This window comes from Enterobacter sp. PP-008-ECC_S150 (genome assembly GCF_045257065.1).
Classification (GTDB): Bacteria; Pseudomonadota; Gammaproteobacteria; order Enterobacterales; family Enterobacteriaceae; genus Enterobacter; species Enterobacter chengduensis.
The window spans coordinates 46,148-72,911 of record NZ_JBJHHG010000006.1 but is presented as its reverse complement, the minus strand read 5'-3'; the positions used below and the strand labels follow the sequence as shown (position 1 = coordinate 72,911).

Here is a 26,764-nt window from a genome sequence, read left to right as displayed (position 1 = left end):
CATTAATCATAGTGCCATTTTAGGCCAGGATGAAAGCCTGGTTCACGGGAGAAGATAAAAATGGTACGTCGTCTGCTACAACTCTATGTCGGTTTAGGACTGTATGGCCTTTCCACCGCAATGTTCATTCGTTCCGATTTGGGTGTCGATCCCTGGGATGTGTTTCACCTTGGGGTAGGGATACAGCTGGGGATGACTATCGGGACGGTGATCATTGTGACCGGCGCAGCGGTGCTGCTGCTGTGGATCCCCCTGCGTCAGATGCCGGGTCTGGGCACGATCAGCAACGTGATTTGCATCGGTCTGGCGGCGGACGCCAGCATGGCGCTTATTCCGGAACTGGGTTCGTTGCCCGTTCGCATTGCTTTCCTGGTATCGGGCATTGTACTGAACGCGATTGCGACCAGTATGTACATCGGCGCCGGTTTCGGGCCTGGCCCGCGCGACGGCCTGATGACCGGCATTCATGCCCGTCTGGGATGGTCCATTCGCAGCGTGCGCACCTCAATTGAGGTGGCCGTCCTGCTGATTGGGTGCGTGCTTGGCGGCACGTTTGGGGTGGGAACGGTGCTGTATGCCCTGACCATTGGCCCGCTTATCCAGCTCTGTCTGCCCTGGTTCCGCCAGAAGCCGCGCACTGCTGAAATCGCCCGGCCGGAGCGGGTTGTTTAATTTTACGAAGCGCTCACATGTTTTAACCGCGTCGCTGTGCCAGAATAAGGGCATGATAAAACGCGATGCCAGAATGCATGAAAGCTATCACTCTTTATGATGTTGCCCTCCTTGCGGGGGTCTCTTACCAGACCGTTTCCCGCGTCATCAACGACGCGGAGCATGTCTCTGCCCGCACGCGAGAAAAGGTGCAGCAGGCGATGGCCGAGCTGCACTACGTGCCTAACCTTCGGGCACAGCAGCTGGCGGGTAAACGCACCCGCACGCTGGGCTTCATCACGACCGATCTGGCCCTGCACGCGCCTTCGCAAATCGTGTCGGCGGTAAAATCCCGTGCGGCGGAACGGGGGGCGAGCGTCCTTATCTCCATGGTGGAGCAGCCCCAGCAGTGTCAGACCGCGCTTCAGGCGCTGCTGGCACAGCGGGTGGACGCGCTGCTGGTGAATGTGCCGCTTGACGATCCCCATGCCGAAGCGCTCAGGGCGCTGGCATTGCCGGTTCCGGTGCTGTTTCTCGATGTATCGCCCTCAGCGCAGGTAAACAGCCTCGTGTTTAACGCGGAGCAGGGGGCGCGTCTGGGCGTGGAGCATCTGCTTTCGCTGGGGCATCAGCGCATTGCCCTGCTGAGCGGGCCGGAAAGCTCGGTCTCTGCCCGGGCGCGCCTGGCGGGATGGAAAGCTGCTCTGGAACGCGCGGGGCAGGGGGCTGCTGCGGTGGCCTGCGGTGACTGGAGCGCGGCCAGCGGTTATGAGAAGGGACATTTGTTGTTGTCTGCGGCGACGTTACCGGACGCGATTCTGGTGGCAAACGATCAAATGGCGCTCGGGGTGATGCGCGCCTGCGCGGAAAAAGGGGTAGCGATTCCGGGCCAAATATCGGTGGTCGGGTTCGATGATACGGCCGACAGCGCCTGGTTTTCTCCGCCGCTGACGACCGTTCGCCAGGCGTTTCGCGAGGCGGGTGAACGCAGCGTCGAGTGGCTGCTGGCCCCCACCGAAGATGAGACCTGCTGGCAGGTTCAGCTGCCGGTGACGCTGGTGACCCGTCATTCCAGCGCGCGCCGCGTGCCGCAGCAGGCCGAACGCGAGGAGCTGGCGCAGCAGCTCAGAAGCCTGGCGCTGCTCGCCGAGCAGCTTGCCCGACAATAAGACTTTTGTGATCTGACTCGCTACCCTGCGATGGAACGCTTTACCGCCGCAGGGTGCCAGGGCATGTTAACTCAAAATTGTGAGCGCTTCGCAAAGAGGTTGATATGTCCAACATCCCTACGCTGACCCTCAGCGCCCTCCTGGCCCGTCGGGACTGGGAAAACCCCGTCGTCACCCAGTGGAACCGTCTGCCCGCACACGCGCCGCTAAACAGCTGGCGCAATGAGCCCGCCGCCAGAGAGGATACTGGATCCGTCAGCCGACACTCTCTTAACGGGCTTTGGCGGTTTAGCTACTTTACCGCGCCGGAGCAGGTTCCTCAGGCATGGGTAAGCGAAGATTGTGCAGATGCCGTTGCGATGCCCGTGCCGTCTAACTGGCAGATGCAGGGGTTCGACACGCCCATCTATACCAATGTCACCTATCCAATCCCCGTTAACCCGCCTTATGTGCCGCAGGAAAACCCGACCGGTTGTTACTCGCTCACATTTGAAGTGGATGAGGTCTGGCTGCAGGACGGGCAGACCCGCATCATCTTTGACGGCGTGAACTCGGCGTTTCATCTGTGGTGCAACGGACGGTGGATCGGCTACTCCCAGGACAGCCGGCTACCCGCCGAATTTGACCTCTCGACGGCGTTACGCCCCGGGCAGAACCGCCTGGCGGTCATGGTACTGCGCTGGTGCGACGGCAGCTATCTGGAAGATCAGGACATGTGGCGCATGAGCGGCATCTTCCGCGATGTGACGTTGCTGCATAAACCGCCTACCCAAATTGCGGATTATCATGTGGTCACCGATCTGAATGCGGAACTGGACCGCGCGGTGCTGAACGTGGAGGTCGCGCTGGCAGGCGCTGGCTACGCGGAGTGCGACGTGGCGATAACGCTGTGGCGCAACGGCGAACGCTGTGCCAGCGCTACCCAACGGCCAGGCTCTGCCATCGTGGACGAACGCGGCAGCTGGGCCGAGCGGCTAGCGGTGGCGATCCCCGTCGAGCGTCCCGCGCTGTGGAGTGCTGAAACCCCGGAACTGTATCGCCTGACGATTACGCTACTCAATCCGCAGGGAGAGGTGCTCGAGGTTGAGGCGTGCGACGTTGGCTTCCGCCGCGTTGAAATCAGCAACGGCCTGCTGAAGCTCAACGGTAAACCGCTGCTGATCCGCGGGGTGAACCGGCACGAGCATCATCCCGAAAACGGCCAGGTGATGGACGAAGCGACCATGCGTCGCGATATTGAAATCATGAAGCAGCACAACTTCAACGCCGTGCGCTGCTCGCACTACCCGAACCATCCGCTGTGGTACCGGCTTTGCGATCGCTACGGGCTGTACGTCGTGGACGAAGCGAATATCGAAACGCACGGCATGGTGCCAATGAGCCGCCTGGCTGACGATCCGCGCTGGCTGCCCGCAATGAGCGAGCGCGTGACCCGCATGGTGCAGCGGGATCGTAATCATCCCTCAATTATCATCTGGTCGCTGGGCAACGAGTCGGGCCACGGCGCAAACCACGATGCATTGTACCGCTGGGTGAAGTCCACGGATCCGACGCGCCCGGTGCAGTATGAAGGCGGCGGCGCGAACACGGCGGCGACCGACATTGTTTGTCCGATGTACGCCCGGGTCGACTGGGATCAGCCCTTCCCGGCAGTGCCTAAATGGTCAATCAAGAAATGGATCGGCATGCCGGACGAAACGCGTCCGCTGATCCTCTGTGAATACGCCCACGCGATGGGGAATAGCTTCGGCGGGTTTGCGAAATACTGGCAGGCGTTTCGCAGCCATCCTCGCCTGCAGGGAGGATTTGTCTGGGACTGGGTCGATCAGGCTTTGACGAAGCAAGATGAAGCGGGCAATCCGTTCTGGGCATATGGCGGTGACTTTGGCGATAAGCCGAACGATCGGCAGTTTTGCCTCAATGGCCTGGTGTTCCCCGACCGCACGCCGCACCCGGCGCTTTACGAGGCGCAGCGCGCCCAGCAGTTCTTCACCTTTACGCGGGTCAGCACCTCTCCGCTGGTGATTGAGGTGCAAAGCGGCTACCTGTTCCGCCACACCGATAACGAGGTGCTGAGCTGGACGGTTGCCCGTGACGGGGAGGTGCTGGCTTCGGGTGAGGTGACGCTGGCGATGGCGCCTGAAGGCGCGCAGCGTCTGGAGATCGTGCTGCCAGAAATAAAAGCCGAACCGGAGGAAGTCTGGCTGAACGTCGAAGTACGCCAGCCGCGGGCAACGCCGTGGTCACCGGCAAACCATCGCTGCGCGTGGGAGCAGTGGCCGCTTCCGGCCCCACTCTTTATTGCTCCGCCAGTCCAGGCGGGCGAGCCGCCGGTGTTAACGAAAACTGACCGCATCCTGGAGATCGCCCATCGTCAACAGCGCTGGCGGTTCGATCGCGCATCCGGAAACCTGAGCCAGTGGTGGCGAAATGGCGTGGAACTGCTGATTTCACCGCTGACGGATAGCTTCAGCCGCGCACCGCTGGATAATGACATCGGCGTGAGCGAAGCGACGAAAATCGATCCGAACGCGTGGGTTGAACGCTGGAAAGCGGTGGGCATGTACGATCTCACCTCCCGCGTACTGTCTTGCGATGCAGAGCAGCTTGCTCGCGAGGTGGTGGTCAACACCCTGCATGCCTGGGAGTACCAGGGTAAAGCGTTGTTCCTGAGCCGTAAAACCTGGCGGGTGGACGAGCAGGGCATACTGCATGGCGATATTCAGGTCGATGTGGCGTCTGATATCCCCGAGCCCGCGCGGATTGGCCTGAGCGTTCATCTCGCCGAAACGCCTGAAGCCGTTTCCTGGCTGGGGCTGGGACCGCATGAAAACTACCCGGACAGAAAGCTCGCGGCGCAGCAGGGGCGCTGGACGCTGCCTCTTGAGGCCATGCACACGCCGTATATTTTCCCGACGGAAAACGGTTTGCGCTGCGATACCCGTAAACTGGTACTGGGAACGCATCAGCTGAACGGTCATTTCCATTTCTCGGTCAGCCGCTATAGCCAGCAGCAGCTACGAGAGACCACCCATCATCATCTGCTGCGCGAAGAGCGGGGATGTTGGCTCAACCTCGATGCGTTCCATATGGGCGTGGGCGGCGACGATTCCTGGAGCCCCAGCGTCTCGCCAGAATTCATCCTGCAGGCACGCCAGCTTCGCTATACCTTCAGCTGGCAGCAGAACCCTTAACTGACCGGGAGAGGCGGCCACCGGGCGTGGCCGCAGTCTTATGCCAGAATGCCGCTCAGGCCGTGCAGGCTCATGTAGATCCCTACCACGGTAATCAGCGCGGCAGAGATCCACGGGGCTTTGCGGGAGAACTCGCTAAATCCGGGCCAGCGTTTTGTCGCGTGTTTGAGGCTTAAGGCGGCAATCGCGCCGGATGCGACAAGGGTCAACGCCAGGCCAATACTGAAGCTGAATACCAGCGTCGCGCCGAGGGCAAAGTGCTTCAGCTGTAGGCAGATGAGCAGTACGGTGATGGAGGCCGGGCAGGGGATAAGCCCGCCGGTCAGGCCAAACATCACGATCTGCCCGGTGGTGACGTTTTGACCGCTGAAGCGCCGGTTAATATCCTGCGCGTGCGCGCGCTGGTGGGTGTCCTGCCACTCTTCTTCAATCAGCGTGTGCTCGTGGTGATGATGATGATCATGATGGTGGTCATGGTCATGGTCATGGTCATTGTGGTGGTGATCATGGTCGTGATGATGACGATCGTGCGGCTGGCTCTCTTTCCAGGTTCGCCACGCCATCCACAGGGCGATCGCCACGATCAATACACCGGAGATCAGCTGGAACCAGGGTTCGGACGTATGCGCATCCCAGCCCCGACCAAACCACAATCCCGCCATCGCAACCAACCAGACCACCGCGGTATGGGAGAGCGTTGCCGCCAGGCCGAGCAGAACCGCCTGTTTCAGCGTGCCGCGAATGGCCACAATAAAGGCGGCCATCATGGTTTTTGAATGTCCAGGCTCAAGGCCATGTAGCGCACCGAGCAGGATAGCGCTGGGAACAAACAGCCAGGCATTGCCCTGCTGAAGGAGTGAAGCAAAATCGGTCATGGGAAAATCCGGTAGGGATGCGTGCGCAAATACTACTCCCCCCCAGTAGCATAATACTACCCCCCAGTAGAAAAATACTCAGGGGGAGTAGAGCGTGATATGCTTTAAAAGCCAAAAATAAAGGATCATGAGATGTCACATACCGTTCGCGACAAGAAAATGTTATTGACTCGCCTGAAGAAAATTCAGGGGCAGAGTACGGCGCTGGAAAAAATGCTTAACAGCGATCACGAATGTGCCGAGGTGTTACAGCAGCTGGCGGCAATCCGTGGGGCGGTCAATGGGATGATGATGCAGGTGATCGAAGGGCATTTAACCGATCATGTAGTGAAAGAGCCTGAAGAGGCGCAGCGTGAAGCCGATCTCGGCGTAGTGTTGCAGGTGATCAAATCCTACCTCAAGTAGCGTGTACGCTGAGGTTATTTTCTGCCCAAAGAATAAATTCCGTTTTTGGCAGCGCTTTACTGTAGTACCAGCCCTGGCCGTACTGCACGCCGTGTCTGTGCAGCCAGGCGAGCTGTCCTTCCGTCTCGACGCCCTCGGCCACCATCGCCAGCTTCAGTGACTTCGCCATTTCAATGATGTGCGGCGTCACGTTTTTATACTCAAGCGCATCCACGAACGACTTATCAATCTTGAGCGTGTCGACGTCGAGATCCTGCAGATAGCTCAGGCTGGAATAGCCCGTGCCAAAATCATCAATATAGACTGGGTGCCCCGAACGGCGGAATGCGGCGATAGCCGGCGCGCTGATTTTTGGATCGGCAAAGCCGCGCTCGGTGAGCTCAAGGGCGATTTGTTTTGGATGGACCTTCCACTTATTCAGCAATTTACTCAGCAGCGGCGGCAGCGTGCCGGAGGTCAAATCGGCGGGTGCAAGGTTGATGGAGATGTGCTGATCGGCGTGAAGGTGCAGCCAGGCGCCCATGTCCTCGAACACCTTTTCGATGACGAGCTGCGTCAGCTGGGAGATGAGCCCGGTTTGTTCAGCAAGAGGGACAAAGATATCCGGTGAGAGGCTGCTTCCGTCCGGCTGGGGCCAGCGCGTCAGCGCCTCAGCACCCACGATTTTGCCGCTACAGAGCGCCACGATGGGCTGATAGTGAACCACAAAATCGCGGCTGTTAATGGCGTCCAGCAGGCGATTGCGGGGGGACTGGATACGGCGCAGTATTCGCAGCACGAAGAGCGCGGCGAGCAGGCTTATCAACATGCCGAACGGTAACCAGAAGAGAAGCTGCCGGTGCCAGGTTTGAGCCAGAGGTTTGAGCGCTGCCCAGGCGACGATGGTAAAGCCCAGCTCGGGGATGGGCTTCATGACGTACATTGAACCCTTGTACTCTACGCTGGTCATTTCCGTGCCCCGGATCGCATCGCGAACGTGCGGATCGAGATTTTTACTGCTGGCAAAGATGAGGTGCGTTTTGCTGCTTACCAGGGCGGCATCAACCGCGATATCGCCGAAGGGGATCACATCGACCAGCGAGGCCGGATCGACCATGACAAGATAATGACCTTTACCCAGCGCGGCCATGTAGCGATGAAACCCAAGATCGTTTTGCGCGGTTAACCACGCGCTGTAGCCGTCTTCGGTCATGCGCATCGGCGGAGGAAAAGGGGCGGCATGGCTGGTTTGCTCCAGGGAGGAGCAGAGCGGTTGAAGGTTATCGATATAGATCACCTCCTGCACATAGCGCCATGAGAAAGCCGCCCGGCGCATCTCCCTTAACTGCAACGGGCTGCACGGTGCGCCCTGAAAGCCCTGCAGATGATTGAGCGCTTCTTTTGCCTGGGCCACGACCTTGTCGGTTCGAATCTGCACGCGCGAGGCATAGTTTTCCAGCGCATCGACAAAATCATCTTCCGCCTGGCGATGGGCCAGCCAGATGCTCAGGCAAATGGGAACCAGCACGGAAAAGATAAGTACGCCAGTCACCAGACTGACCAGATGTCGAGTTTTCATGCTGTCGTGTCCTTCCTCGTATACCCGATCCTGAGCACTGAGTTCCCTGCCTGAAGAGAAAGATTTTACCGCGAAATGATATAGTTATAGCACGCGGGCGGCAGGGTTTTCATTTTATCTCCGACAAACCAGAAAATATCCGTCAGACGAGAGGGGTTGTTTTTTCAACCTGGCCTGGATATTATTTTGTTATGTTATAACAAAACATAAAGGATTTACGATGAAACCTAATATCCACCCAGCCTATCGCACCGTGGTTTTCCACGACACCAGCGCGAATGAATACTTCAAGGTTGGTTCAACCATTAAGACCGACCGCGAAATTGAACTCGACGGTGAAACCTATCCCTACATCACCATCGAGGTTTCATCAAAATCGCACCCGTTTTATACCGGTAAACAGAAAACGTTCTCCACGGACGGCAGCGCAGCGCGCTTCCGCAAGCGTTTCGGCGGGTTTCTTAATGCGAAGCGGGGTTAGCCATGCAGGTACTTAACTCATTGCGCAGTGCAAAGCAGCGTCACCCGGATTGCCAGATAGTCAAACGCAAGGGACGCTTATACGTGATTTGCAAATCCAATCCGCGCTTTAAGGCGGTTCAGGGACGTAAAAAAAGACGCTAGACGCGCGCTTCTCGCCAGCTTTCCAGGGTTCTTTTCTGTTTGCCATCGGCAGTAAAATTGTCGATGGCAAGCCAGCTTTCAAACGCGCTCGCCAGCGTTGGCCACTCTTTATCGAGAATCGAAAACCAGTCGGTATCCCGGTTGTGGCCTTTTATCACCAGCGCCTGGCGAAAGCGCCCCTCAAACTGAAAGCCCAGCCGCAGTGCCGCTTTGCGGGAAGGTTCGTTCAGGCTATTGCACTTCCACTCATAGCGCCGGTACCCCAGGGTATCGAAAACATACCGCATCAGCAGATATTGCGCTTCCGTCGACATTGGCGTGCGGCTTAAGAGAGGAGAAAAGTGAACGTGCCCCACCTCTATGACCCCGTTTTTAGGATCGATCCGCATCAGAGCCAGCGTTCCGACCGGCGCCTGGGTCTGATTATCAATCACGGCAAAGTGCATCGGGTCAGATAACTCACTTACGCTTGCCACCCATTCGGCAAACGCCTCTGCGGTAGCATCGGGTTCACGCAGCAGCCACGTCCAGCTGCGCGTATCGTCGGCCTGGGCATACGCAGAGAACAGCGCGTGGGCATGCGCCACGCGCAGCGGCTCGAGCCGACAGTGGCGGCCTTCAAGGACCACCCGGGACGGATGCGGGCGAGGTTGCCAGTCCTGAAGGGGGGCGCCTACAGGCTGTCCGAACTGATTGAATGTCTTCATCTTAATTTCCGTGACGTTGAAAGAACTTCAGACTAGTGAATTACTGGTTCCTTAAAAAGAACCACTGCGCTATGTTTTGATGGTGCCACGAGGAGTGAAGATGAATATACCGGGTGATGAATTTTATGCCTTGCTCAACGCAGCCCTGAAAAAACGTGGAGAAGAGACGCTCCAGCGCGGGCTCTATCTCGCGCTGCGGGAGGCGATTCTGTGCGGAAGGCTACGGTCGGGCAGCCAGCTTCCCGGTTCGCGGACCCTGGCTCAGCGGCTCTCCCTTTCCCGCAATACCGTCAATGCGGCGCTGGACCAGCTCTCGCTCGAAGGGTATTTGCAGCGTAATCGCCAGGGAACGCGTGTGGCACAGCTCGCCCACCGTTCTGCCACCCGGACATTGCCGGACCCTGCCATCACGCTCGCAAAACGGGTTGGACTGCTGCCTGCGCCGGTGCCCCGCGACACGCCGGTTCTGGCGTTTACCCCAGGCACCCCGGCCATTAACTATTTTCCCCTGCCGCTGTGGCGGCGGTTGTACGATCGCGTGATGCGGGAGGAGGGAAATGCCCTGTTAGGGTATGGCGACCCGGCCGGAGAGCCGTCGCTGCGGGCCGCGATTGCCCGCCACCTTGCCCTCTCCCGCGGTATCGACTGCGACGCCAGCCAGATTGTCATCACGGAAGGGGCGCTGGAGGGTGTGAATCTCTGCACCCTGCTGCTGAGCGAGCCGGGGGACGTTGCCTGGGTAGAAAACCCCGGCTATGGCGGGGCGAAAAGCGCATTTGTTAAAACCGGCCTGACCATGACGGGGATCCCGGTGGATGACGAGGGAATGTGCTGGGAAGGGTGGGATGCGCCTGCTCCCTCACTGATTTTTACCTCACCTTCGCATCAGTTCCCTTACGGCAGCGTGCTCAGCGCGCGACGGCGGCTGGCGCTGCTGGCGCTGGCCCGGCAGCACAACGCGTGGATCATTGAAGACGACTACGACAGCGAGTTCCGATATGCCGGTGAGCCCGTACCGGCGATGCTGGGAATGGTCAACAATGCGCCCGTTGTGTATCTGGGGACGTTCAGCAAAACGCTGTTTCCGTCGCTCAGGATGGGGTTCATGGTATTGCCTCCTGCGCTGGCGAAAGCGGCTCGCCCGGCTATCGGCTCGCTGCTGCGCGGCGGCCATCGTGCGGAACAGCGCACGCTGGCGCTGTTCATTGAGGAAGGCCACTATGCCCGCCATCTTGCCGCCATGCGTCGGCTTTACCGTAAACGCTACCGCCAGCTGCGGGAGGTACTGAGCGCAGAGCTGCACTCTCCGCACCGCATTCTGGCCGGGGAAGGCGGGATGCACCTGACGCTGGCCATAGACGGTATTGACGACAAGAGGCTGGTGGCGCAGGCGAGGGCGTTTCAGCTGGCCCCCGCGGCACTGAGCGGGTATTACCTGGAGGCGAAGCAGGGGCAAACCGGTCTGGTTTTAGGCTACGGCAATACCTCTGCTTCTCAGTTTGCGCCGGGGATCCGCCGCCTGCAGGCGTTAATTACGCAGCAGCAGGGCGGGAAAGGGTAAAGACGTCATAGAAGGAGAGCTGACCTTTAGTGGAGACCATCTTCTGCAGCTTCTCTTTTTGTACGGTTTCAACGGCCGGAGAGCGCATGATGCTGTCGATCAGCTCCGCTGGCACGTAGCGCGTGTTATACCATTCCCCGTTGTAGCAGACACGGAAATCGAGCACGTCGATATCTTCGTAGCGGTAGCGCGGATTCACGTCGAAAAAGAAAAAGGCGTTAAAGACGACAAACAGAACAACCAGCAGCCAGACGGAATCTACCAGCGTTTCGGACTTTAGCATCACAATCAGCGTCGCCAGCCAGGCGGCATACATGGCGACAAACAGTCCAGGATGTTTGCGAATAAAGCTAATGCTAAAGCGCGGGCGATTGTCGCGCTTTTCGCGGAGGTTAAGATCGTCGATGGTGGCGGTAAGCAGGCGCTGTATCTCGGTCATTTTTTGCCTTCATAAGAGTTGACAATACAGGGTGTCTGCCAATTTTAGGGGAGCCAACAGGCTGAAAAAAGTAACAGTCTGGCCCTAAAAGTCCATAACAGTTGACTCCCCGAAACCTCACAGCGTTTTGATGATTTTTGCCGGGTTGCCCCCTACGACGACGTTAGCCGGGACGTCTTTCGTCACCACGGCGCCGGAGGCCACCACCACATTATCACCAATAGTGACGCCAGGGTTAATGACCGCCCGGCCACCAATCCAGACGTTATTGCCAATGCTGACCGGTTTTCCAAACTCCACGCCGCTGTTTCGTTCCTCCGCGTCCAGCGGGTGGGTTGCCGTATAAATATGAACACCCGGCGCGAGCATACAGTTATCGCCAATATGAACAGGGCAGACGTCCAGCATTACGCAGTCGAAGTTAGCGTAAAAGTTTTTACCCAGATAAATGTTATATCCATAATCGCAGCGGAAGCTCGGCTCGATATACGCCCCTTCGCTGGTGCCCAGAAGTTCCGCCAGAATGTTCTGGCGTTCTGTTTTTTCATCAGGCGCGGTGTGGTTAAAACGGTAAACCAGATGGCGGGCCCGCAGTCGGTCGGCCCGTAACGTCTCATCGCCGGGGCGGTAATGTTCACCGGCAATCATTTTCTGTTTTTCTAAGCTCATTGGATACCTCGCTGGATGTGGTTACCGCAGGGTAATCGGAACAGGCCAGGAGGGGAACGTTCCCGAAAAGCCGATGTGACTGGAGTCACAACATTGCTGCTGCTGAACGCGTTTTACACGGATACCTGGCCTGGGCACAGGGAGCATAACGGGATAGGTAAAAAACTCAGAACGTGGCGTAGAACTCTACAGACACCCTTCAAAGATTAACGGACAAATTTCCATACAGAAGTAGGAATTTTGTCATATAGCTTATTCATGGTCAGTTCAGCAAGACGATGGTCAGCGGCTGAATAAAATACCGCCAGTTCATTATCCGAGAGCTCGTATTTATTCTTTTCAATGACGCGCTCAAGCGTGTCGATTGACTGACAACGTCGTAAGCGCATCAAATAATCGATCTTTGTGAGTGGTTTATCAGACATAAATTCACCTTAGTAATTGTAATAATTTTAACAGGAAAGACTAACCGGGTTAGCTCTGCTCACGTTGACAAAACAGCGGAATAGCCGGTTTCCCGATTTACGCCATTTTTGCAAATCCTGGGCGTTAATGCCGTAACTGCTGAACAACATAAAGGTGTCGTCCAGGTATTCATCAATTTGCTCAATGAGCTTATTATCTTCATTGTACTTAATTTTATAATTAAGTGCGAAGGTTGCGATATGCTCTATCAGCTCATTCAACTGTAAATTGATGGCAGACGTTGGGTCGTTTACCCAGCCATGGTTGCTTTCATCAAGATTGGCAAGGCAGTCATGGTACAAGGATTCGCAGAGAAATTTCAACTGTGCGATATCATGTCTTTTTGGCGAGTACTCGTCCATAGCGCATCCCCTTCTGAGTGATTTCTTACTCACCGAACATCATTGTCGGGATGGATATAACTGACTTAGCTACATGAGCGCTGTGTTCCTGATAACCTAACTATAAGCCACTCCCTCCTGGATTTCATCGCGCTATTACGAAAAATTACAAATAAAACCGCAGACTGCGAGCAGGTACGCAAAGGGGCATCCGGAACTCAACATTTTTAACCCAATTAATGAGCATGTTTTATCGCTTCCTTACGTTTCATTGGCTTAGCAAAAATGATGAGAAAAGTTCGGATTCGGTCTTTTCTTTGTAAGAACTTTTTATTAGGAATATTCCTAATAGTTTACGCAGAGAAATGAAATTAAAAAAATCCTGAATTCACCGATTAAGTTATCAGTTAATTATGATATGTCTAATTAAGATGGCAGAAAATAAATAAAACCACAATAAGCGTAATTTATGATTTTTTCTGAAAATGAAAAAGGCCGCGAATGCGGCCTTTTTATCATGTGAAACCGGTATCAGTGAGGTTCTACCGAATGACGGTGTTCAATATCTTCATTCTTTCGGCTAAAGCGGCGGCGAACCACCACGAAGAACACCGGTACGAAGAAGATAGCCAGTACGGTCGCGGTAACCATACCGCCCATCACGCCTGTACCTACCGCGTTCTGCGCGCCGGAGCCCGCACCGGAGCTGATAACCAGCGGCAGTACGCCGAGGATAAACGCCAGTGACGTCATCAGGATGGGGCGCAGACGCATACGAACGGCCTCAAGCGTCGCCTCAATCAGGCCTTTGCCTTCTTTCTCCATCAGATCTTTGGCGAATTCAACGATAAGTATCGCGTTCTTCGCCGACAGGCCAATGGTTGTCAGCAGGCCTACCTGGAAGTAGACGTCGTTGGTCAGTCCACGGAACGTTGCCGCAAGCAGCGCACCAATTACCCCAAGTGGTACCACCAGCATAACGGAGAACGGAATTGACCAGCTCTCGTACAGTGCCGCCAGACACAGGAACACCACAATCAGCGAAATGGCGTACAGAGCAGGGGCCTGGTTACCGGACAGACGTTCCTGATAGGACATGCCGGTCCAGTCGTAGCCGATACCTGCAGGCAGCTTGCTTGCCAGTTCTTCCATCAGGTTCATGGCTTCGCCGGTGCTTCGGCCCGGCGCGGCCTGACCGAGGATCTCCATGGATGGCAGGCCGTTATAGCGTTCCAGACGCGGCGAACCGTATTCCCAGCGTGACGTTGAGAACGCCGAGAACGGTACCATCTGACCATTGCTGCCGCGCACGAACCAGTTATTGATATCGTTTGGCAACATACGGTACTGCGCCTCTGACATCACGTACACTTTCTTCACGCGACCGCGATCGATAAAGTCGTTAACGTAGCTACCGCCCCAGGCAGCGCCCAGCGTGGTATTGATGTCACTGATGGAGACGCCCAGTGCCTGAGCTTTCTCCTGGTCGATGTCGATTTTGAACTGCGGGGTATCTTCCAGGCCGTTTGGACGCACGCCGACCAGCAGGTCAGGGTGCTTAGCCACTTCGCCAAACAGCTGGTTACGCGCCTGCGTCAGCTTTTCGTGACCCAGACCAGCCTGGTCAATCAGCTGGAAGTCGAAGCCGGTCGCGGTACCCAGCTCAACAATCGCTGGCAGGTTGAAGGCGAAGACCATCGCATCTTTAATCTGCGAGAAGGTACCCATTGCACGGCCGGTAATCGCCTCAACTTTGTTCTCTTTGCCCGGACGTTCAGACCAGTCTTTCAGAGAAACGAAGGCAATACCGGTGTTCTGACCACGACCCGCAAAGCCAAAGCCGTTAACCGCAAACACGGATTCAACGTTGTCTTTCTCTTTGGTGAGATAGTAGTCCGTCACTTCATCCAGCACTTTCTGGGTACGCTCTTGCGAGGCCCCCGCCGGAAGCTGTGCCATCGTCAGGAACACGCCCTGGTCTTCATCCGGCAGGAACGAGCTTGGCAGACGAACGAACAGGAAAGCCATGCCCACCACGATGATGATATAGAGCAGCAGGTAACGACCGGTGCTGCGCAGGATGTTACCTACGCTGTCGGTGTAGTGGTGCGTGCTCTTATCAAACATGCGGTTAAACCAGCCGAAGAACCCTTTATGCTCGCCGTGACCGCCTTTCTGAATTGGCTTCAGCATGGTGGCGCACAGCGCAGGCGTCAGGATCAACGCGACCAGCACCGACAGCGCCATCGCGGAAACGATGGTAATCGAGAACTGACGGTAAATTGCACCGGTAGAGCCGCCGAAGAAGGCCATCGGAATAAATACCGCCGACAGCACCATCGCGATACCGACCAGCGCGCCCTGGATCTGACCCATTGACTTACGGGTCGCTTCCTTCGGCGGCAGACCTTCTTCCGCCATGACGCGCTCGACGTTCTCTACCACAACGATGGCGTCATCCACCAGCAGGCCGATGGCGAGCACCATCCCGAACATCGTCAGGGTGTTTATCGAGTAGCCAAATATCGACAGGATCGCAAAGGTCCCGAGCAGAACAACCGGCACGGCAATCGTTGGGATAAGCGTCGCGCGGAAGTTTTGCAGGAACAGGTACATCACCAGGAATACCAGGATGATCGCCTCAACCAGCGTCTTCACCACTTCATGAATCGAAATTTTAACGAACGGCGTGGTGTCGTACGGGTAAACGATTTTCAGACCTGACGGGAAGAACGGTTCCATCTTCTTCAGCTCTGCGCGGATCGCCGTGGCGGTGTCCAGGGCGTTAGCGCCTGTCGCCAGTTTGATACCCAGACCGGAAGCCGGTTTACCGTTGAACTTCGCGATAATGTCGTAGTTTTCACCGCCCAGTTCTACTTTCGCCACGTCGCGCAGGCGAACCTGCGACCCGTCCTGGTTCACTTTCAGCAGAATTTTGCTGAACTCGTCGGCCGAGGTCAGACGGGTCTGCGCGATGATCGAGGCGTTAAGCTGCTGGCCCTTCACCGGCGGTGTACCGCCTAACTGACCGGCTGCTACCTGGGCGTTCTGCGCTTTAATCGCGCTGATTACGTCAACCGGCGTCAGCTGGAAGTTGTTCAGCTTGTTCGGATCCATCCAGATGCGCATCGCGTACTGGGAACCGAACAGCTGCACGTCACCCACACCGGCAGTACGGCTGATGGCGTCCTTCATGTTGGCACCCACGTAGTCGGAAATATCCTCCTGCGTCATGGTGCCGTTGGTGTTGATAACGCCGACAACCATCAGGAAGCTGCTGGACGATTTCTCGACGCTCACGCCCTGCTGTTGTACTTCCTGCGGCAGTAAAGGCATCGCCAGCTGCAGTTTGTTCTGCACCTGAACCTGCGCAATGTCAGCATCCGTACCTGACTGGAAGGTCAGGGTGATCTGCACTGTACCGGTGGAGTCACTGTTTGAGGACATGTACATCAGGTTATCGATACCGTTCATGTTCTGTTCGATAACCTGGGTGACGGTGTCCTGCACCGTTTTCGCATCAGCCCCCGGGTAGGTTGCGGAGATGGTCACCGCCGGTGGCGCAATCGTTGGATATTGCGCGACAGGCAGCTTCAGGATCGCAAGTCCCCCGGCCAGCATGATAATAATGGCGATCACCCACGCAAATATGGGGCGATCGATAAAGAAATTAGGCATGTCTTAACGGCTCCTGTTTAAGTTAAGACTTGGTTTGTTCTGACTGGCCAGCGGCCGAAGCCTGTTGTTTATCGTCAGACTTCACTTCCTGTGCTTTAACCTGCGCGCCAGGACGAACTTTTTGCAAACCAGAAACAATCACGCGATCGCCATCTTTCAGACCTTCCGTCACCAGCCACTTATCGCCAATCGCCTGGGTAGCGGTGATATTGCGCGTTTCGACTTTGTCATCAGCGCCCACAACCAGCGCGCTCGCATCGCCGCGTGGCGTACGGGTCACACCCTGCTGTGGAACCAGAAGTGCGGTTGGGTTAGTACCTTCTTCCAGACGCGCGCGAACAAACATACCCGGCAGCAGATTTTTGTCAGGGTTCGGGAAAATCGCGCGTAAGGTGATGGAACCGGTGGTCTGGTCAACCGTCACGTCAGAGAATTCCAGCGTACCTTCCTGCGGGAACTTGATGCCGTCGTTTGTCACCAGCTCCACTTTGGCTTTGCCGTTTTCCTGTTTCAGGGTGCCGTTTGCCAGCTCCTGTTTCAGGCGCAGGAAATCATTGCTGGACTGCGTCACGTCAACGTAAATCGGATCGAGCTGCTGCACGGTCGCCAGGGCAGTGGTCTGGCCGTTCTGCACCAGAGCACCTTCCGTGACGGAAGACTTACCAATGCGACCGCTAATAGGTGAGGTCACTTTGGTATAGGCCAGGTTAATGCGCGCGGTTTCGACGGCTGCTTTCGCTGCCACAACGGCTGCGTTAGCCTGCTGTGCATCTGCCAGGGCGGTATCGTAATCCTGTTGGCTAATGTACTTAGTGCCGAGCAGTTTTTGATAGCGGTTCAGCGTCACCTGGGCGATTTTGGCTGCGGCTTGCGCTTTTGCCAGGTCGCCTTTCGCGCTTTCATACGATGCCTGATAGGTTGCTGGATCAATCTGATACAGAGACTCACCGGCTTTCACATCACCGCCTTCGGTGAAGTTACGCTTCAGAATAATGCCGCTCACCTGAGGACGCACTTCCGCAATACGGTAAGCACTTGTCCGGCCTGGTAATTCGGTGGTGATTTGTAGAGGTTCAGATTTGAGCGTCACGACGCCTACTTCTGGCGCCTGCTGAGCTCCTTGTTGAGCCGGTTTGTCGTCACATCCTGTTAGCGCTAAGCTGCCTGAAAGCATCAGAACGACCGCCAGAGGCGTTAACCCTCTGTTTTTGTTCATATGTAAACCTCGAGTGTCCGATTTCAAATTGATCAAGGGTCCTGAGTCTAAAACCCATTGCTGCGTTTATATTATCGTCATGCTATGGTACATACATTCACAAATGTATGTAAATCTGACTCCTGTAAATTCACCCACCTATGGCACGAAAAACTAAACAACAAGCGCTTGAAACCCGACAACACATCCTTGATGTGGCAATACGTTTGTTCTCGCAGCAGGGTGTTTCTTCTACCTCGCTGGCACAAATTGCTCAGGCTGCCGGTGTGACGCGGGGAGCGATTTACTGGCATTTTAAGGACAAGTCAGATCTGTTCAGTGAAATCTGGGAGCTTTCAGAGTCCAGCATTAGCGATCTCGAGAGTGAGTATCGGGCAAAATTCCCTGACGATCCACTCTCAGTATTAAGAGAAATATTAGTATATATCCTTGAAGCAACGGTAGTTGAAGAACGTCGCAGATTAATGATGGAAATTATTTATCATAAATGCGAGTTCGTGGGAGAAATGGCGGTGGTGCAGCAGGCGCAACGCAGCCTCAGCCTGGAAAGCTATGACCGCATCGAACAGAACCTCAACCAGTGCATGCAGGCCAAACTGCTGCCGGCCAACCTCCTGACCCGTCGGGCGGCCATCCTGATGCGCAGCTACATCTCGGGCCTGATGGAAAACTGGCTTTTTTCGCCACAATCCTTTGATCTCAAAGAGGAAGCCCGCAGCTACGTCTCGATTTTACTGGAAATGCTTCAGCTCTGCCCGACGCTGCGCAACGACGCGCCTTCGCTAACGGCCTGATCCTTTCCAGGATTTATCTCAGAGGATAACGTTCGCGCTATTCTGCTTTCGGCGAGCGTGATATTCTTCACGCCGGACTATTTTCGGTCATCTTCTGACATCATTCACAACTATGCTGCCCATCAATCGCTCGCAACATCCTGTTTTTGCATTGCTCCTTGCGATGCTGTTTTTCTTTGCCACGGCGCCGCTGACCTGGGCCCGCGCCGATAACAGCAATGATATTCCCTCGCGCGCTGATGTTCAGTCTCAGCTCGACACGCTGAACAAGCAAAAAGAGCTCTCTCCGCAGGAGAAACTCACCCAGCAGGACCTGACGGAAACGCTGGAAACGCTGGATAAAATTGAACGCGTCAAAGCTGAAACCGCCCAGCTGCGCCAGAAGGTGGCGCAGGCGCCTGAGAACATGCGTAAAGCGACGGAATCGCTAAATGCCCTGAGTGACGTTGATAACGATGACGAAACGCGCAAAACGCTCGCCACGCTCTCCTTACGTCAGCTTGAGACGCGCGTCGCCCAGTTGCTCGATGACCTGCAAACGGCGCAGTCCGATCTCGCCACCTATAACAGCCAGCTTGTCTCCCTGCAGACCCAGCCCGAGCGCGTGCAAAACGCGATGTACGCCGCGTCTCAGCAGCTGCAGCAGATTCGCAACCGCCTCAACGGAACCACGGTGGGCGAAGGCACGCTGCGTCCGACGCAGCAAACCCTGCTGCTGGTTCAGCAGGCATTGCTCAACGCGCAGATTGATCAGCAGCGTAAAAGCCTGGAAGGGAATACGGTGCTGCAGGACACGCTGCAGAAGCAGCGTGATTACGTCACCGCGAACATTAACCGTCTGGAACACCAGCTTCAGCTGCTGCAGGAAGCGGTCAACAGCAAGCGCCTGACGCTAACGGAAAAAACGGCCCAGGAGGCCGTATCGCCTGACGAAACCGCCCGCATTCAGGCCAACCCGCTGGTGAAGCAGGAGCTTGAGGCCAACCACCAGCTTAGCCAGCGCCTGATACTGGCGACGGAAAACGGCAACTCGCTGGTTCAGCAAAATATTAAAGTGAAGAACTGGCTGGATCGCGCGCTGCAGGCGGAACGCAACATCAAAGAGCAGATCGCGGTCCTGAAGGGCAGCCTCCTGCTGTCGCGTATTCTCTACCAGCAGCAGCAGACGCTCCCGTCCGCCGATGAGCTGGAAGACATGACCAACCGCATTGCGGATTTACGTCTGGAACAGTTTGACGTCAACCAGCAGCGCGATGCTCTTTTCCAGAGCGATACCTTTGTCGCCAAAATTGAAGAAGGGCATTCCAGCGACGTGAACCCGGAAGTGCACGACGCGCTGCTCCAGGTTGTCGATATGCGTCGCGAACTGCTGGACCAGCTCAACAAACAGCTGGGTAACCAGCTGATGATGGCCATCAACCTGCAGATCAACCAGCAGCAGCTGGTGAGCGTCTCGAAAAGCCTGCAGGAGATCCTGACCCAGCAGATTTTCTGGGTAAACAGCAACAAGCCGATGGACTGGGACTGGATTAAATCCTTCCCTGAGACGCTGAAAACGCAGATCAAGAGCATGAAGATTACCGTGAACTGGGAGAAAGCCTGGCCTGCGGTGACGATTGCCTTGCTGGCGGGTTTACCGCTGCTTCTCATCGCGGGGCTGATTCGCTGGCGTTTGAAATGGCTGAAAAAATACCAGGCGAAGCTGGCCTCCGAAGTGGGGCAGCTGCGCAACGACAGCCAGCTCCATACGCCTAAAGCGATTCTGATCGATCTCATTCGCGCCCTGCCGGTGTGCCTGATTATTCTGGCCGTGGGCCTGATTCTGCTCACCATGCAGCTCAACGTCAGCGATCTGCTGTGGGCGTTCAGTAAAAAACTGGCGCTGTTCTGGCTGGTGTTTGGGCTGTGCTGGAAGGTGCTGGAAAAAGACGGCGTGGCGGTGCGTCATTTCAACATGCCGGCGCAGCTGACCAGCCACTGGCGTCGCCAGATCGTGCGCATCAGCCTGGCGCTGCTGCCGCTGCACTTCTGGTCGGTAGTCTCTGAGCTTTCCCCGCTGCATCTGATGGATGACGTGCTGGGCCAGCTGGTCATCCTGCTGAACCTGCTGCTGATTGCGATCCTGATGTGGCCGATGTGCCGCGACAGCTGGCGTGATAAAGAGTCCCACAATATTCGCCTGGCGACCGTGACGGTGCTGGCGATCATTCCGCTGGCGCTGATGGTGCTGACGGCAACGGGCTACTTCTATACCACGCTCCGCCTGTCCGGACGCTGGATTGAAACGGTCTATCTGGTGATCGTCTGGAACCTGCTCTATCAGACCGTGCTGCGCGGCCTGAGCGTGGCGGCCCGCCGTATTGCCTATCGCCGCGCCATCGCGCGTCGTCAGCATCAGGTGAAAGAGGGAGCCGAAGGCGCGGAGCCGCAGGAAGAGCCGACCATCGCGCTGGAACAGGTTAACCAGCAGACGCTGCGCATCACCATGCTGGTGATGATCGCCCTGTTTGCCGTGATGTTCTGGGCTATCTGGTCCGATCTTATTACCGTTTTCGCCTATCTCGACAGTATTACCCTCTGGCAATACAACGGAACCGAAGCGGGCGCGGCGGTCATGAAAAGCGTGACCATGGGCAGCCTGCTGTTTGCGCTGGTGTCGTCGGTGGTGGCCTGGGCGCTGATCCGCAACCTTCCCGGCCTGCTGGAAGTGCTGGTGCTGTCCCGCCTGAATCTGCGGCAGGGGGCGTCATATGCGATTACCACGATCCTCAACTACGTGATCATTATCGTCGGCGCGATGACGGTCTTTGGCTCGCTGGGCGTATCGTGGGATAAACTGCAGTGGCTTGCTGCCGCGCTGTCGGTCGGCCTCGGTTTTGGCCTGCAGGAGATCTTCGGTAACTTCGTTTCTGGCCTGATCATTCTGTTTGAACGTCCGGTACGTATCGGCGATACCGTCACCATCGGCACATTCTCCGGGACCGTCAGCAAGATCCGTATTCGCGCCACCACCATTACCGACTTCGATCGCAAAGAGGTGATCATCCCGAACAAAGCGTTCGTGACCGAGCGTCTGATCAACTGGTCACTCTCTGATACCACGACGCGCGTGGTGATCCGCCTCGGCGTGGCCTACGGTTCCGATCTGGACAAGGTGAAAGAGGTTCTGCTAAAAGCGGCGAACGACCATCCGAAAGTGATGCACGATCCGGCGCCGTCGGTGTTCTTCACCACCTTTGGTGCAAGCACGCTGGATCACGAGCTGCGCTTATACGTTCGCGAGCTCCGCGATCGCAGCTACACCGTTGATGAGCTTAATCGCGCTATCGATCGCCTGTGCCGTGAAAACGACATTAATATCGCCTTCAACCAGCTTGAGGTTCACCTGCACAATGAGAAAGGTGACGAGCATACGGAAGTGAAGCGCCAGATTAAGGGTGACGATCCCACTCCGGCTTAATCTATTTTCCCTCTCTCTGTGGGAGAGGGTTAGGGTGAGGGCTACTGGCCTTCACCTTTCCTTCAAAATCCCGCTGCACAATCTCCAGCGCTTTCAGCACCGTTTCGGCGGGAATATCATGATTCTCCAGCAGCATAATTAAATCGACGGCCAGCTTGACCTCATCGGGTGCATTTTCCAGTGACATGGGTGTGGCTCCTGTTAGCGGGTCAAACGTTCAATGACGCGTTCAATCTCGTCCAGCGCCTGACGGCAGCGCACAATGCGTCCTTCCAGCGCGCTGATCTCGCGCATCAGTAATTGCTGTTCTTCCAGCGTTTCGCTGTTGTTCAGCCGCACTTCGCGCTCGCGCTTCATCTCAAACAGGCGGCGCTCGAACTCCTGGTTCTCCAGCCGCTTGCGCTGCCATTTGCCGAGCCCGGGGGAGGCGCTGTCCCAGGCGCGCAGCGGCCAGGCGGCGATTTCGCGATGCAGCGCGATGATCTGCTCGGTGAGATGCTCGGCAAGCCACGCCACCTGTTCCTGCTGTTTATTCTCAACCGCATGGCGAAGCTCGTCGAGGTTGGTCTGCGCTTCGGCAAGGTAATCCTGAAATACGGTGCTGCGGGTGCGAAAAAGCTGCCGGTCAAAGCGCGGTTTCAGCGTGGCGTGCCCCATCAGCGGCGTGGCCTGCTCCCGCAGTGCAATCAGCTGATTTTGCAGCTTCTCAAGAAGCAGTGCTGTTTTCAAGACGCTCTCCAGTGGTAAAGTAGCCGTTCAGTTTGATAACGATTCGCATTATGCAGCGTACTATTTTAATCATCATTGGCTGGCTCGCGGTAGTGCTTGGCACGCTGGGCGTGGTTTTACCCCTGCTGCCGACCACGCCGTTTATCCTGCTGGCGGCCTGGTGCTTCGCCCGATCGTCACCGCGCTTTCACCACTGGCTGCTCTATCGCTCATGGTTTGGCGGCTATCTGCGGCACTGGCAAAAACACCGGGCTATGCCGCCCGGGGCGAAGCCGCGCGCGATCGCGGTGATCCTTATCACCTTCGCCATTTCGCTATGGCTGGTGAAAATGATGTGGGTGCGGATCCTGCTGCTGGTCATCCTGACCTGCCTGCTTATCTTCATGTGGCGGATCCCCGTGGTTGATGAAAAGCAACAAAAGCACTGAAGCCTCATAATGGCTGTTGCAATTATTGCGTACAGCCAGTAAATTCGACCGTTTTCGAGCACAGGCGTGCCTGGTTAAAGGTTAAACGATTGTTACCTTTGCCCACGCGTTGCGCGCCGTGAGTAACACTGTTTCATTTAGGCACAAACCGATGACCGCAACTGCACAGCAGCTTGAATATCTGAAAAACAGCATCAAAAGCATCCAGGACTATCCAAAGCCTGGCATTCTTTTCCGTGATGTCACCAGCTTGCTGGAAGACCCGAAAGCGTACGCGCTCAGCATTGAACTGCTGGTCGAGCGTTATAAAAACGCCGGGATCACCAAAGTAGTAGGTACCGAAGCCCGTGGCTTCCTGTTCGGCGCACCGGTTGCGCTGGCGATGGGCGTGGGTTTTGTGCCGGTGCGTAAGCCGCGCAAGCTGCCGCGCGAAACCATCGCAGAAAGCTACGAGCTGGAGTACGGCACCGATCAGCTGGAGATCCACGTTGACGCGATCAAGCCTGGCGACAAAGTGCTGGTGGTGGACGATCTGCTGGCAACCGGCGGCACCATTGAAGCGACCGTGAAGCTGATCCGCCGTCTGGGTGGGGAAGTGACCGACGCGGCCTTCATCATCAACCTGTTCGATCTCGGCGGTGAACAGCGTCTGGAAAAACAAGGTATTACCAGCTACAGCCTGGTGCCTTTCCCGGGTCACTAATCCCGGTTTTCACAACCTCGCTCAATGGGTGAGGTTGTGATAGCATTCCCCTCCATAAATTCACCTTCCAGCGTTGCAGAGCCTGCCCATGAGTTATCAGGTGTTAGCCCGTAAATGGCGACCACAAACCTTTGCTGACGTTGTCGGTCAGGAACATGTGCTGACGGCCCTGGCGAACGGCTTGTCGCTAGGTCGCATCCATCACGCCTATCTTTTCTCCGGTACCCGCGGCGTCGGTAAGACCTCTATTGCCCGCCTGCTGGCAAAAGGTCTCAACTGCGAAACCGGGATCACCGCCACGCCGTGCGGCGTGTGCGATAACTGCCGGGAAATCGAGCAGGGGCGTTTTGTCGATCTGATCGAGATCGACGCCGCTTCGCGCACCAAAGTGGAAGATACCCGCGATCTGCTCGATAACGTGCAGTACGCCCCGGCGCGCGGCCGCTTCAAGGTCTACCTGATCGATGAAGTGCACATGCTGTCGCGCCACAGCTTCAACGCCCTGCTGAAAACGCTGGAAGAGCCGCCCGCGCACGTGAAGTTCCTGCTGGCGACCACCGATCCGCAAAAGCTGCCGGTCACCATTCTGTCACGCTGCCTGCAGTTTCATCTGAAGGCGCTGGATGTCGAACAGATCCGCGCGCAGCTTGAGCACATTCTTGATGAAGAGAAGATTGTCCACGAACCCCGCGCCCTGCAGCTGCTGGCCCGCGCGGCGGACGGCAGCCTGCGTGATGCGCTCAGCCTGACCGATCAGGCGATTGCCAGCGGTGACGGCAAGCTCTCCACCGAGGCGGTCAGCACCATGCTCGGCACGCTGGATGACGATCATGCGCTGTCGCTTATCGAAGCCATGATTGCCGCCAACGGCGAACGCGTGATGTCGCAGGTGAACGCGGCCGCTGCCCGGGGTATTGAGTGGGAAGGGCTGCTGGTTGAGATGCTCAGCCTGCTGCACCGCGTGGCGATGCTCCAGCTTTCTCCGTCGGCGATTGGCGCGGATATGGCCGCCATTGAACAGCGGATGCGTGAACTTGCCCGCACCGTGCCGCCTGCCGACGTGCAGCTTTATTACCAGACGCTGCTGATTGGCCGCAAAGAGCTGCCGTTTGCGCCGGATCCGCGTATGGGCGTAGAAATGACGCTGCTGCGCGCGCTGGCGTTCCACCCGCGCATGCCGCTCCCGGAGCCGGACGTGCCGCGCCAGTCATTTGCCCCGGTCGCCCCGACGGCGGTGATGTCGCCGCAGCAGGTGCCTCAGCAGCCGACGCCGCCACCGCAGCAGAACGTGCCGCTGTCGGATGCCACCAGTTCGGTGCTTGCCGCGCGCAGCCAGCTGCAGCGTGCGCAGGGAGTAACCAAACCAAAAAAGAGTGAACCGGCAGCGCCAGGAAGAGCGCGGCCGGTGAACAACGCCGCGCTTGAACGACTGGCCTCGGTAACGGAGCGCGTGCAGTCGCGTCCGGCACCGTCCGCGCTCGAGCAGAAAGCCCCGGTGAAAGAAGAGGCTTACCGCTGGAAGGCGACCACCATTGTTGAAACGGTGAAGGAAGAGGTCGCCACGCCAAAAGCGCTGAAAAAGGCGCTGGAGCATGAAAAAACGCCGGAGCTTTCCGCGAAGCTTGCCGAAGAGTCCATTGCGCGCGACGCCTGGGCCGCCGAGGTCAGCAAACTCCAGCTGCCGAAGCTGGTCGAGCAGGTTGCGCTGAACGCCTGGAAAGAGCAGGACGGCAATCAGGTGCGTCTGCACCTGCGTCCGGGCCAGCGTCACCTCAATTCCCCTGGCGCGCAAAAGGCGCTGGCCGAGGCGCTCGCCACATTGCAGGGTGCGCCGGTTGAATTGACTATCATTGAAGATGATAATCCGGCAGTGAAAACGCCGCTCGAGTGGCGCCAGGCCATTTATGAAGAGAAGCTCGCGCAGGCGCGCGAGGCGATTATTGCGGATAACAACATTCAGACCCTGCGCCGGTTCTTCGACGCCGATCTGGATGAAGAGAGTATCCGCCCCATTTGATCGTGAGTCTGACTTACGGTTGTAATCCTTAAACGTGAAAGAAGAGAGAAGCCTATGTTTGGTGGAAAAGGCGGTCTGGGTGGCCTGATGAAGCAGGCTCAGCAGATGCAGGAAAAAATGCAGAAGATGCAGGAAGAGATCGCTCAGCTGGAAGTCACGGGTGAGTCCGGTGCCGGTCTGGTCAAGGTGACCATCAACGGTGCGCACAACTGCCGTCGCGTGGAAATCGACCCGAGCCTGCTCGAAGACGACAAAGAGATGCTGGAAGATCTGGTTGCTGCCGCGTTTAACGATGCCGCTCGCCGTATCGACGAAACCCAGAAAGAGAAAATGGCCTCCGTTTCCAGCGGCATGCAGCTGCCGCCTGGCTTCAAGATGCCGTTCTGATGCAAACCAGTCCGCTGCTCACGCAGTTAATGGAAGCACTGCGCTGCCTGCCGGGCGTTGGCCCGAAGTCGGCGCAGCGCATGGCGTTTACGCTATTGCAGCGCGACCGCAGCGGCGGGATGCGCCTGGCGCAGGCTTTGACCCGCGCCATGTCGGAAATTGGTCACTGTGCGGATTGCCGCACCTTTACCGAGCAGGACGTGTGCAACATCTGTACGAACCCGCGTCGTCAGGAAAACGGCCAGATTTGCGTGGTGGAGAGTCCTGCGGATATCTACGCCATCGAACAAACCGGGCAGTTTTCCGGTCGCTACTTCGTGCTGATGGGGCATCTCTCTCCGCTCGACGGTATTGGCCCGGATGATATCGGTCTTGACCGCCTTGAACAGCGTCTTGAGTCCGAAACCATCAAGGAGGTGATCCTCGCCACCAATCCGACGGTGGAAGGGGAGGCAACCGCCAACTACATCGCCGAGCTGTGCGCGCAGTATGGCGTTGACGCCAGCCGCATCGCTCACGGCGTGCCGGTCGGCGGCGAGCTGGAGATGGTAGACGGCACCACGCTGTCACACTCTCTGGCCGGGCGTCACAAGATTATTTTCTGACCAAACGGAGGCTGCGCGCGCGGCCTCCGCTTGAAAATTTCCCCCCTTAACCCCATCTCTCACTCAACGTTTTACAACCCCATTAAATG

25 protein-coding genes and 1 other annotated feature are annotated in these 26,764 nt (G+C 56.9%); of the genes, 14 read left to right on the top strand and 11 right to left on the bottom strand.

Annotation, left to right across the window (positions count from 1 at the left end; all coding sequences use genetic code 11):
- Positions 1-60 precede the first annotated feature (60 nt).
- From ACJBF3_RS08805 to ACJBF3_RS08795, 3 genes are all read left to right on the top strand, one after another.
- Entirely contained in the window at positions 61-672 is a 612-nt protein-coding gene (locus ACJBF3_RS08805; RefSeq protein WP_045328384.1) for a YitT family protein, read from the top strand.
- A 77-nt stretch (positions 673-749) separates the two neighbouring features.
- Positions 750-1,820, top strand: coding sequence for a LacI family DNA-binding transcriptional regulator (locus ACJBF3_RS08800; RefSeq protein ID WP_045328385.1), 1,071 nt, complete (start codon positions 750-752; stop codon positions 1,818-1,820).
- Positions 1,821-1,924: 104 nt separating this feature from the next.
- Positions 1,925-5,014 carry a beta-galactosidase gene (locus ACJBF3_RS08795; protein WP_045328386.1) on the top strand — a complete coding sequence of 1,030 codons (3,090 nt, stop codon included), beginning with the start codon at positions 1,925-1,927 and terminating at the stop codon, positions 5,012-5,014.
- A 38-nt stretch (positions 5,015-5,052) separates the two neighbouring features.
- Here ACJBF3_RS08795 and ACJBF3_RS08790 read toward each other — a convergent pair whose 3' ends face one another.
- A complete protein-coding gene (locus ACJBF3_RS08790; protein ID WP_045328387.1) occupies positions 5,053-5,889 on the bottom strand; it encodes a nickel/cobalt efflux protein RcnA in 837 nt (278 codons plus the stop codon).
- 132 nt (positions 5,890-6,021) lie between these two features.
- Between ACJBF3_RS08790 and ACJBF3_RS08785 the strand changes: the two genes are divergently transcribed.
- On the top strand, positions 6,022-6,294 hold the full coding sequence (locus ACJBF3_RS08785) for a metal/formaldehyde-sensitive transcriptional repressor (RefSeq protein ID WP_028012182.1): 273 nt from the start codon (positions 6,022-6,024) through the stop codon (positions 6,292-6,294).
- Here ACJBF3_RS08785 and ACJBF3_RS08780 read toward each other — a convergent pair.
- On the bottom strand, positions 6,287-7,852 hold the full coding sequence (locus ACJBF3_RS08780; protein WP_045328388.1) for an EAL domain-containing protein: 1,566 nt from the start codon (positions 7,850-7,852) through the stop codon (positions 6,287-6,289). The genes ACJBF3_RS08785 and ACJBF3_RS08780 overlap by 8 nt on opposite strands.
- A 220-nt stretch (positions 7,853-8,072) precedes the next feature.
- Here ACJBF3_RS08780 and ACJBF3_RS08775 point away from each other — a divergent pair, with 220 nt between their 5' ends.
- Complete coding sequence (locus ACJBF3_RS08775; RefSeq protein ID WP_006176933.1) at positions 8,073-8,333, top strand: type B 50S ribosomal protein L31; 261 nt, start codon at positions 8,073-8,075, stop codon at positions 8,331-8,333.
- Between the two features lie 2 nt (positions 8,334-8,335).
- The gene (ykgO, locus tag ACJBF3_RS08770) at positions 8,336-8,476 is read left to right on the top strand and encodes a type B 50S ribosomal protein L36 (RefSeq protein ID WP_003859006.1); all 141 of its coding nucleotides are present in this window, start codon (positions 8,336-8,338) and stop codon (positions 8,474-8,476) included.
- Here the strand turns inward: ykgO and ACJBF3_RS08765 are convergent.
- The gene (locus ACJBF3_RS08765; RefSeq protein WP_045328389.1) at positions 8,473-9,183 is read right to left on the bottom strand and encodes a GNAT family N-acetyltransferase; all 711 of its coding nucleotides are present in this window, start codon (positions 9,181-9,183) and stop codon (positions 8,473-8,475) included. The genes ykgO and ACJBF3_RS08765 overlap by 4 nt on opposite strands.
- A 100-nt stretch (positions 9,184-9,283) precedes the next feature.
- Between ACJBF3_RS08765 and ACJBF3_RS08760 the strand changes: the two genes are divergently transcribed.
- On the top strand, positions 9,284-10,744 hold the full coding sequence (locus ACJBF3_RS08760) for a PLP-dependent aminotransferase family protein (RefSeq protein ID WP_045328390.1): 1,461 nt from the start codon (positions 9,284-9,286) through the stop codon (positions 10,742-10,744).
- On the opposite strand, the gene ACJBF3_RS08755 is transcribed toward ACJBF3_RS08760, so the two are convergent.
- The 6 genes from ACJBF3_RS08755 to acrA form a co-directional block, all read right to left on the bottom strand.
- Entirely contained in the window at positions 10,716-11,183 is a 468-nt protein-coding gene (locus tag ACJBF3_RS08755; protein WP_045328391.1) for a YlaC family protein, read from the bottom strand. The two genes, ACJBF3_RS08760 and ACJBF3_RS08755, sit on opposite strands and share 29 nt — an antisense overlap.
- 117 nt (positions 11,184-11,300) lie before the next feature.
- Entirely contained in the window at positions 11,301-11,852 is a 552-nt protein-coding gene (maa, locus tag ACJBF3_RS08750; RefSeq protein ID WP_045328392.1) for a maltose O-acetyltransferase, read from the bottom strand.
- A gap of 206 nt (positions 11,853-12,058) precedes the next feature.
- Entirely contained in the window at positions 12,059-12,277 is a 219-nt protein-coding gene (locus ACJBF3_RS08745; RefSeq protein ID WP_008499287.1) for an HHA domain-containing protein, read from the bottom strand.
- Positions 12,278-12,304: 27 nt separating this feature from the next.
- Positions 12,305-12,679 carry an Hha toxicity modulator TomB gene (tomB, locus tag ACJBF3_RS08740; protein ID WP_008499288.1) on the bottom strand — a complete coding sequence of 125 codons (375 nt, stop codon included), beginning with the start codon at positions 12,677-12,679 and terminating at the stop codon, positions 12,305-12,307.
- Between the two features lie 510 nt (positions 12,680-13,189).
- Entirely contained in the window at positions 13,190-16,336 is a 3,147-nt protein-coding gene (acrB, locus tag ACJBF3_RS08735) for a multidrug efflux RND transporter permease subunit AcrB (protein ID WP_045328394.1), read from the bottom strand.
- 22 nt (positions 16,337-16,358) lie between these two features.
- Positions 16,359-17,552, bottom strand: coding sequence for a multidrug efflux RND transporter periplasmic adaptor subunit AcrA (gene acrA / locus ACJBF3_RS08730; RefSeq protein ID WP_045328396.1), 1,194 nt, complete (start codon positions 17,550-17,552; stop codon positions 16,359-16,361).
- 140 nt (positions 17,553-17,692) lie between these two features.
- Between acrA and acrR the strand changes: the two genes are divergently transcribed.
- Positions 17,693-18,346: a multidrug efflux transporter transcriptional repressor AcrR gene (acrR, locus tag ACJBF3_RS08725; protein ID WP_045328397.1), complete on the top strand. Its 654-nt coding sequence runs from the start codon at positions 17,693-17,695 to the stop codon at positions 18,344-18,346.
- Between the two features lie 112 nt (positions 18,347-18,458).
- A complete protein-coding gene (mscK, locus tag ACJBF3_RS08720) occupies positions 18,459-21,806 on the top strand; it encodes a mechanosensitive channel MscK (protein WP_045328398.1) in 3,348 nt (1,115 codons plus the stop codon).
- Between the two features lies 1 nt (position 21,807).
- Here the strand turns inward: mscK and rsmS are convergent, their stop codons facing one another.
- Positions 21,808-21,993, bottom strand: coding sequence for a pleiotropic regulatory protein RsmS (gene rsmS / locus ACJBF3_RS08715; RefSeq protein ID WP_045328399.1), 186 nt, complete (start codon positions 21,991-21,993; stop codon positions 21,808-21,810).
- A gap of 14 nt (positions 21,994-22,007) precedes the next feature.
- Complete coding sequence (gene priC, locus ACJBF3_RS08710; RefSeq protein WP_045328400.1) at positions 22,008-22,535, bottom strand: primosomal replication protein N''; 528 nt, start codon at positions 22,533-22,535, stop codon at positions 22,008-22,010.
- A 50-nt stretch (positions 22,536-22,585) separates the two neighbouring features.
- On the opposite strand from priC, the gene ACJBF3_RS08705 reads away from it, so the two are divergent.
- The 5 genes from ACJBF3_RS08705 (at position 22,586) to recR (ending at position 26,675) form a co-directional block, all read left to right on the top strand.
- Complete coding sequence (locus ACJBF3_RS08705) at positions 22,586-22,963, top strand: DUF454 family protein (protein WP_013095896.1); 378 nt, start codon at positions 22,586-22,588, stop codon at positions 22,961-22,963.
- A 151-nt stretch (positions 22,964-23,114) separates the two neighbouring features.
- A complete protein-coding gene (gene apt, locus ACJBF3_RS08700) occupies positions 23,115-23,666 on the top strand; it encodes an adenine phosphoribosyltransferase (RefSeq protein WP_000127359.1) in 552 nt (183 codons plus the stop codon).
- 88 nt (positions 23,667-23,754) lie between these two features.
- The gene (dnaX, locus tag ACJBF3_RS08695; protein WP_045328401.1) at positions 23,755-25,683 is read left to right on the top strand and encodes a DNA polymerase III subunit gamma/tau; all 1,929 of its coding nucleotides are present in this window, start codon (positions 23,755-23,757) and stop codon (positions 25,681-25,683) included.
- Positions 25,013-25,077, top strand: a sequence feature (DnaX frameshifting element). It overlaps the preceding gene by 65 nt.
- Before the next feature lie 54 nt (positions 25,684-25,737).
- Positions 25,738-26,070, top strand: a complete 333-nt coding sequence (locus ACJBF3_RS08690; protein WP_003858972.1) for a YbaB/EbfC family nucleoid-associated protein — start codon at positions 25,738-25,740, stop codon at positions 26,068-26,070.
- On the top strand, positions 26,070-26,675 hold the full coding sequence (gene recR / locus ACJBF3_RS08685; RefSeq protein WP_006809843.1) for a recombination mediator RecR: 606 nt from the start codon (positions 26,070-26,072) through the stop codon (positions 26,673-26,675). The genes ACJBF3_RS08690 and recR overlap by 1 nt, the downstream gene beginning before the upstream one ends.
- Positions 26,676-26,764: the final 89 nt, after the last annotated feature.

Excerpts from the sequence above, each read along its gene's own strand:
- ACJBF3_RS08760 (WP_045328390.1), top strand. The coding sequence starts at position 9,284 with ATGAATATACCGGGTGATGAATTTTATGCCTTGCTCAACGCAGCCCTG.
- maa (WP_045328392.1), bottom strand. The coding sequence starts at position 11,852 with ATGAGCTTAGAAAAACAGAAAATGATTGCCGGTGAACATTACCGCCCC.
- apt (WP_000127359.1), top strand. The coding sequence starts at position 23,115 with ATGACCGCAACTGCACAGCAGCTTGAATATCTGAAAAACAGCATCAAA.
- recR (WP_006809843.1), top strand. The coding sequence starts at position 26,070 with ATGCAAACCAGTCCGCTGCTCACGCAGTTAATGGAAGCACTGCGCTGC.
- rsmS (WP_045328399.1), bottom strand. The coding sequence starts at position 21,993 with ATGTCACTGGAAAATGCACCCGATGAGGTCAAGCTGGCCGTCGATTTA.
- ACJBF3_RS08690 (WP_003858972.1), top strand. The coding sequence starts at position 25,738 with ATGTTTGGTGGAAAAGGCGGTCTGGGTGGCCTGATGAAGCAGGCTCAG.
- ACJBF3_RS08785 (WP_028012182.1), top strand. The coding sequence starts at position 6,022 with ATGTCACATACCGTTCGCGACAAGAAAATGTTATTGACTCGCCTGAAG.
- acrR (WP_045328397.1), top strand. The coding sequence starts at position 17,693 with ATGGCACGAAAAACTAAACAACAAGCGCTTGAAACCCGACAACACATC.
- ACJBF3_RS08805 (WP_045328384.1), top strand. The coding sequence starts at position 61 with ATGGTACGTCGTCTGCTACAACTCTATGTCGGTTTAGGACTGTATGGC.
- acrB (WP_045328394.1), bottom strand. The coding sequence starts at position 16,336 with ATGCCTAATTTCTTTATCGATCGCCCCATATTTGCGTGGGTGATCGCC.
- ACJBF3_RS08795 (WP_045328386.1), top strand. The coding sequence starts at position 1,925 with ATGTCCAACATCCCTACGCTGACCCTCAGCGCCCTCCTGGCCCGTCGG.
- ACJBF3_RS08775 (WP_006176933.1), top strand. The coding sequence starts at position 8,073 with ATGAAACCTAATATCCACCCAGCCTATCGCACCGTGGTTTTCCACGAC.
- ACJBF3_RS08790 (WP_045328387.1), bottom strand. The coding sequence starts at position 5,889 with ATGACCGATTTTGCTTCACTCCTTCAGCAGGGCAATGCCTGGCTGTTT.
- ACJBF3_RS08745 (WP_008499287.1), bottom strand. The coding sequence starts at position 12,277 with ATGTCTGATAAACCACTCACAAAGATCGATTATTTGATGCGCTTACGA.
- ACJBF3_RS08780 (WP_045328388.1), bottom strand. The coding sequence starts at position 7,852 with ATGAAAACTCGACATCTGGTCAGTCTGGTGACTGGCGTACTTATCTTT.
- acrA (WP_045328396.1), bottom strand. The coding sequence starts at position 17,552 with ATGAACAAAAACAGAGGGTTAACGCCTCTGGCGGTCGTTCTGATGCTT.
- tomB (WP_008499288.1), bottom strand. The coding sequence starts at position 12,679 with ATGGACGAGTACTCGCCAAAAAGACATGATATCGCACAGTTGAAATTT.
- ykgO (WP_003859006.1), top strand. The coding sequence starts at position 8,336 with ATGCAGGTACTTAACTCATTGCGCAGTGCAAAGCAGCGTCACCCGGAT.
- ACJBF3_RS08800 (WP_045328385.1), top strand. The coding sequence starts at position 750 with ATGAAAGCTATCACTCTTTATGATGTTGCCCTCCTTGCGGGGGTCTCT.
- ACJBF3_RS08765 (WP_045328389.1), bottom strand. The coding sequence starts at position 9,183 with ATGAAGACATTCAATCAGTTCGGACAGCCTGTAGGCGCCCCCCTTCAG.
- dnaX (WP_045328401.1), top strand. The coding sequence starts at position 23,755 with ATGAGTTATCAGGTGTTAGCCCGTAAATGGCGACCACAAACCTTTGCT.
- mscK (WP_045328398.1), top strand. The coding sequence starts at position 18,459 with ATGCTGCCCATCAATCGCTCGCAACATCCTGTTTTTGCATTGCTCCTT.
- ACJBF3_RS08755 (WP_045328391.1), bottom strand. The coding sequence starts at position 11,183 with ATGACCGAGATACAGCGCCTGCTTACCGCCACCATCGACGATCTTAAC.
- ACJBF3_RS08705 (WP_013095896.1), top strand. The coding sequence starts at position 22,586 with ATGCAGCGTACTATTTTAATCATCATTGGCTGGCTCGCGGTAGTGCTT.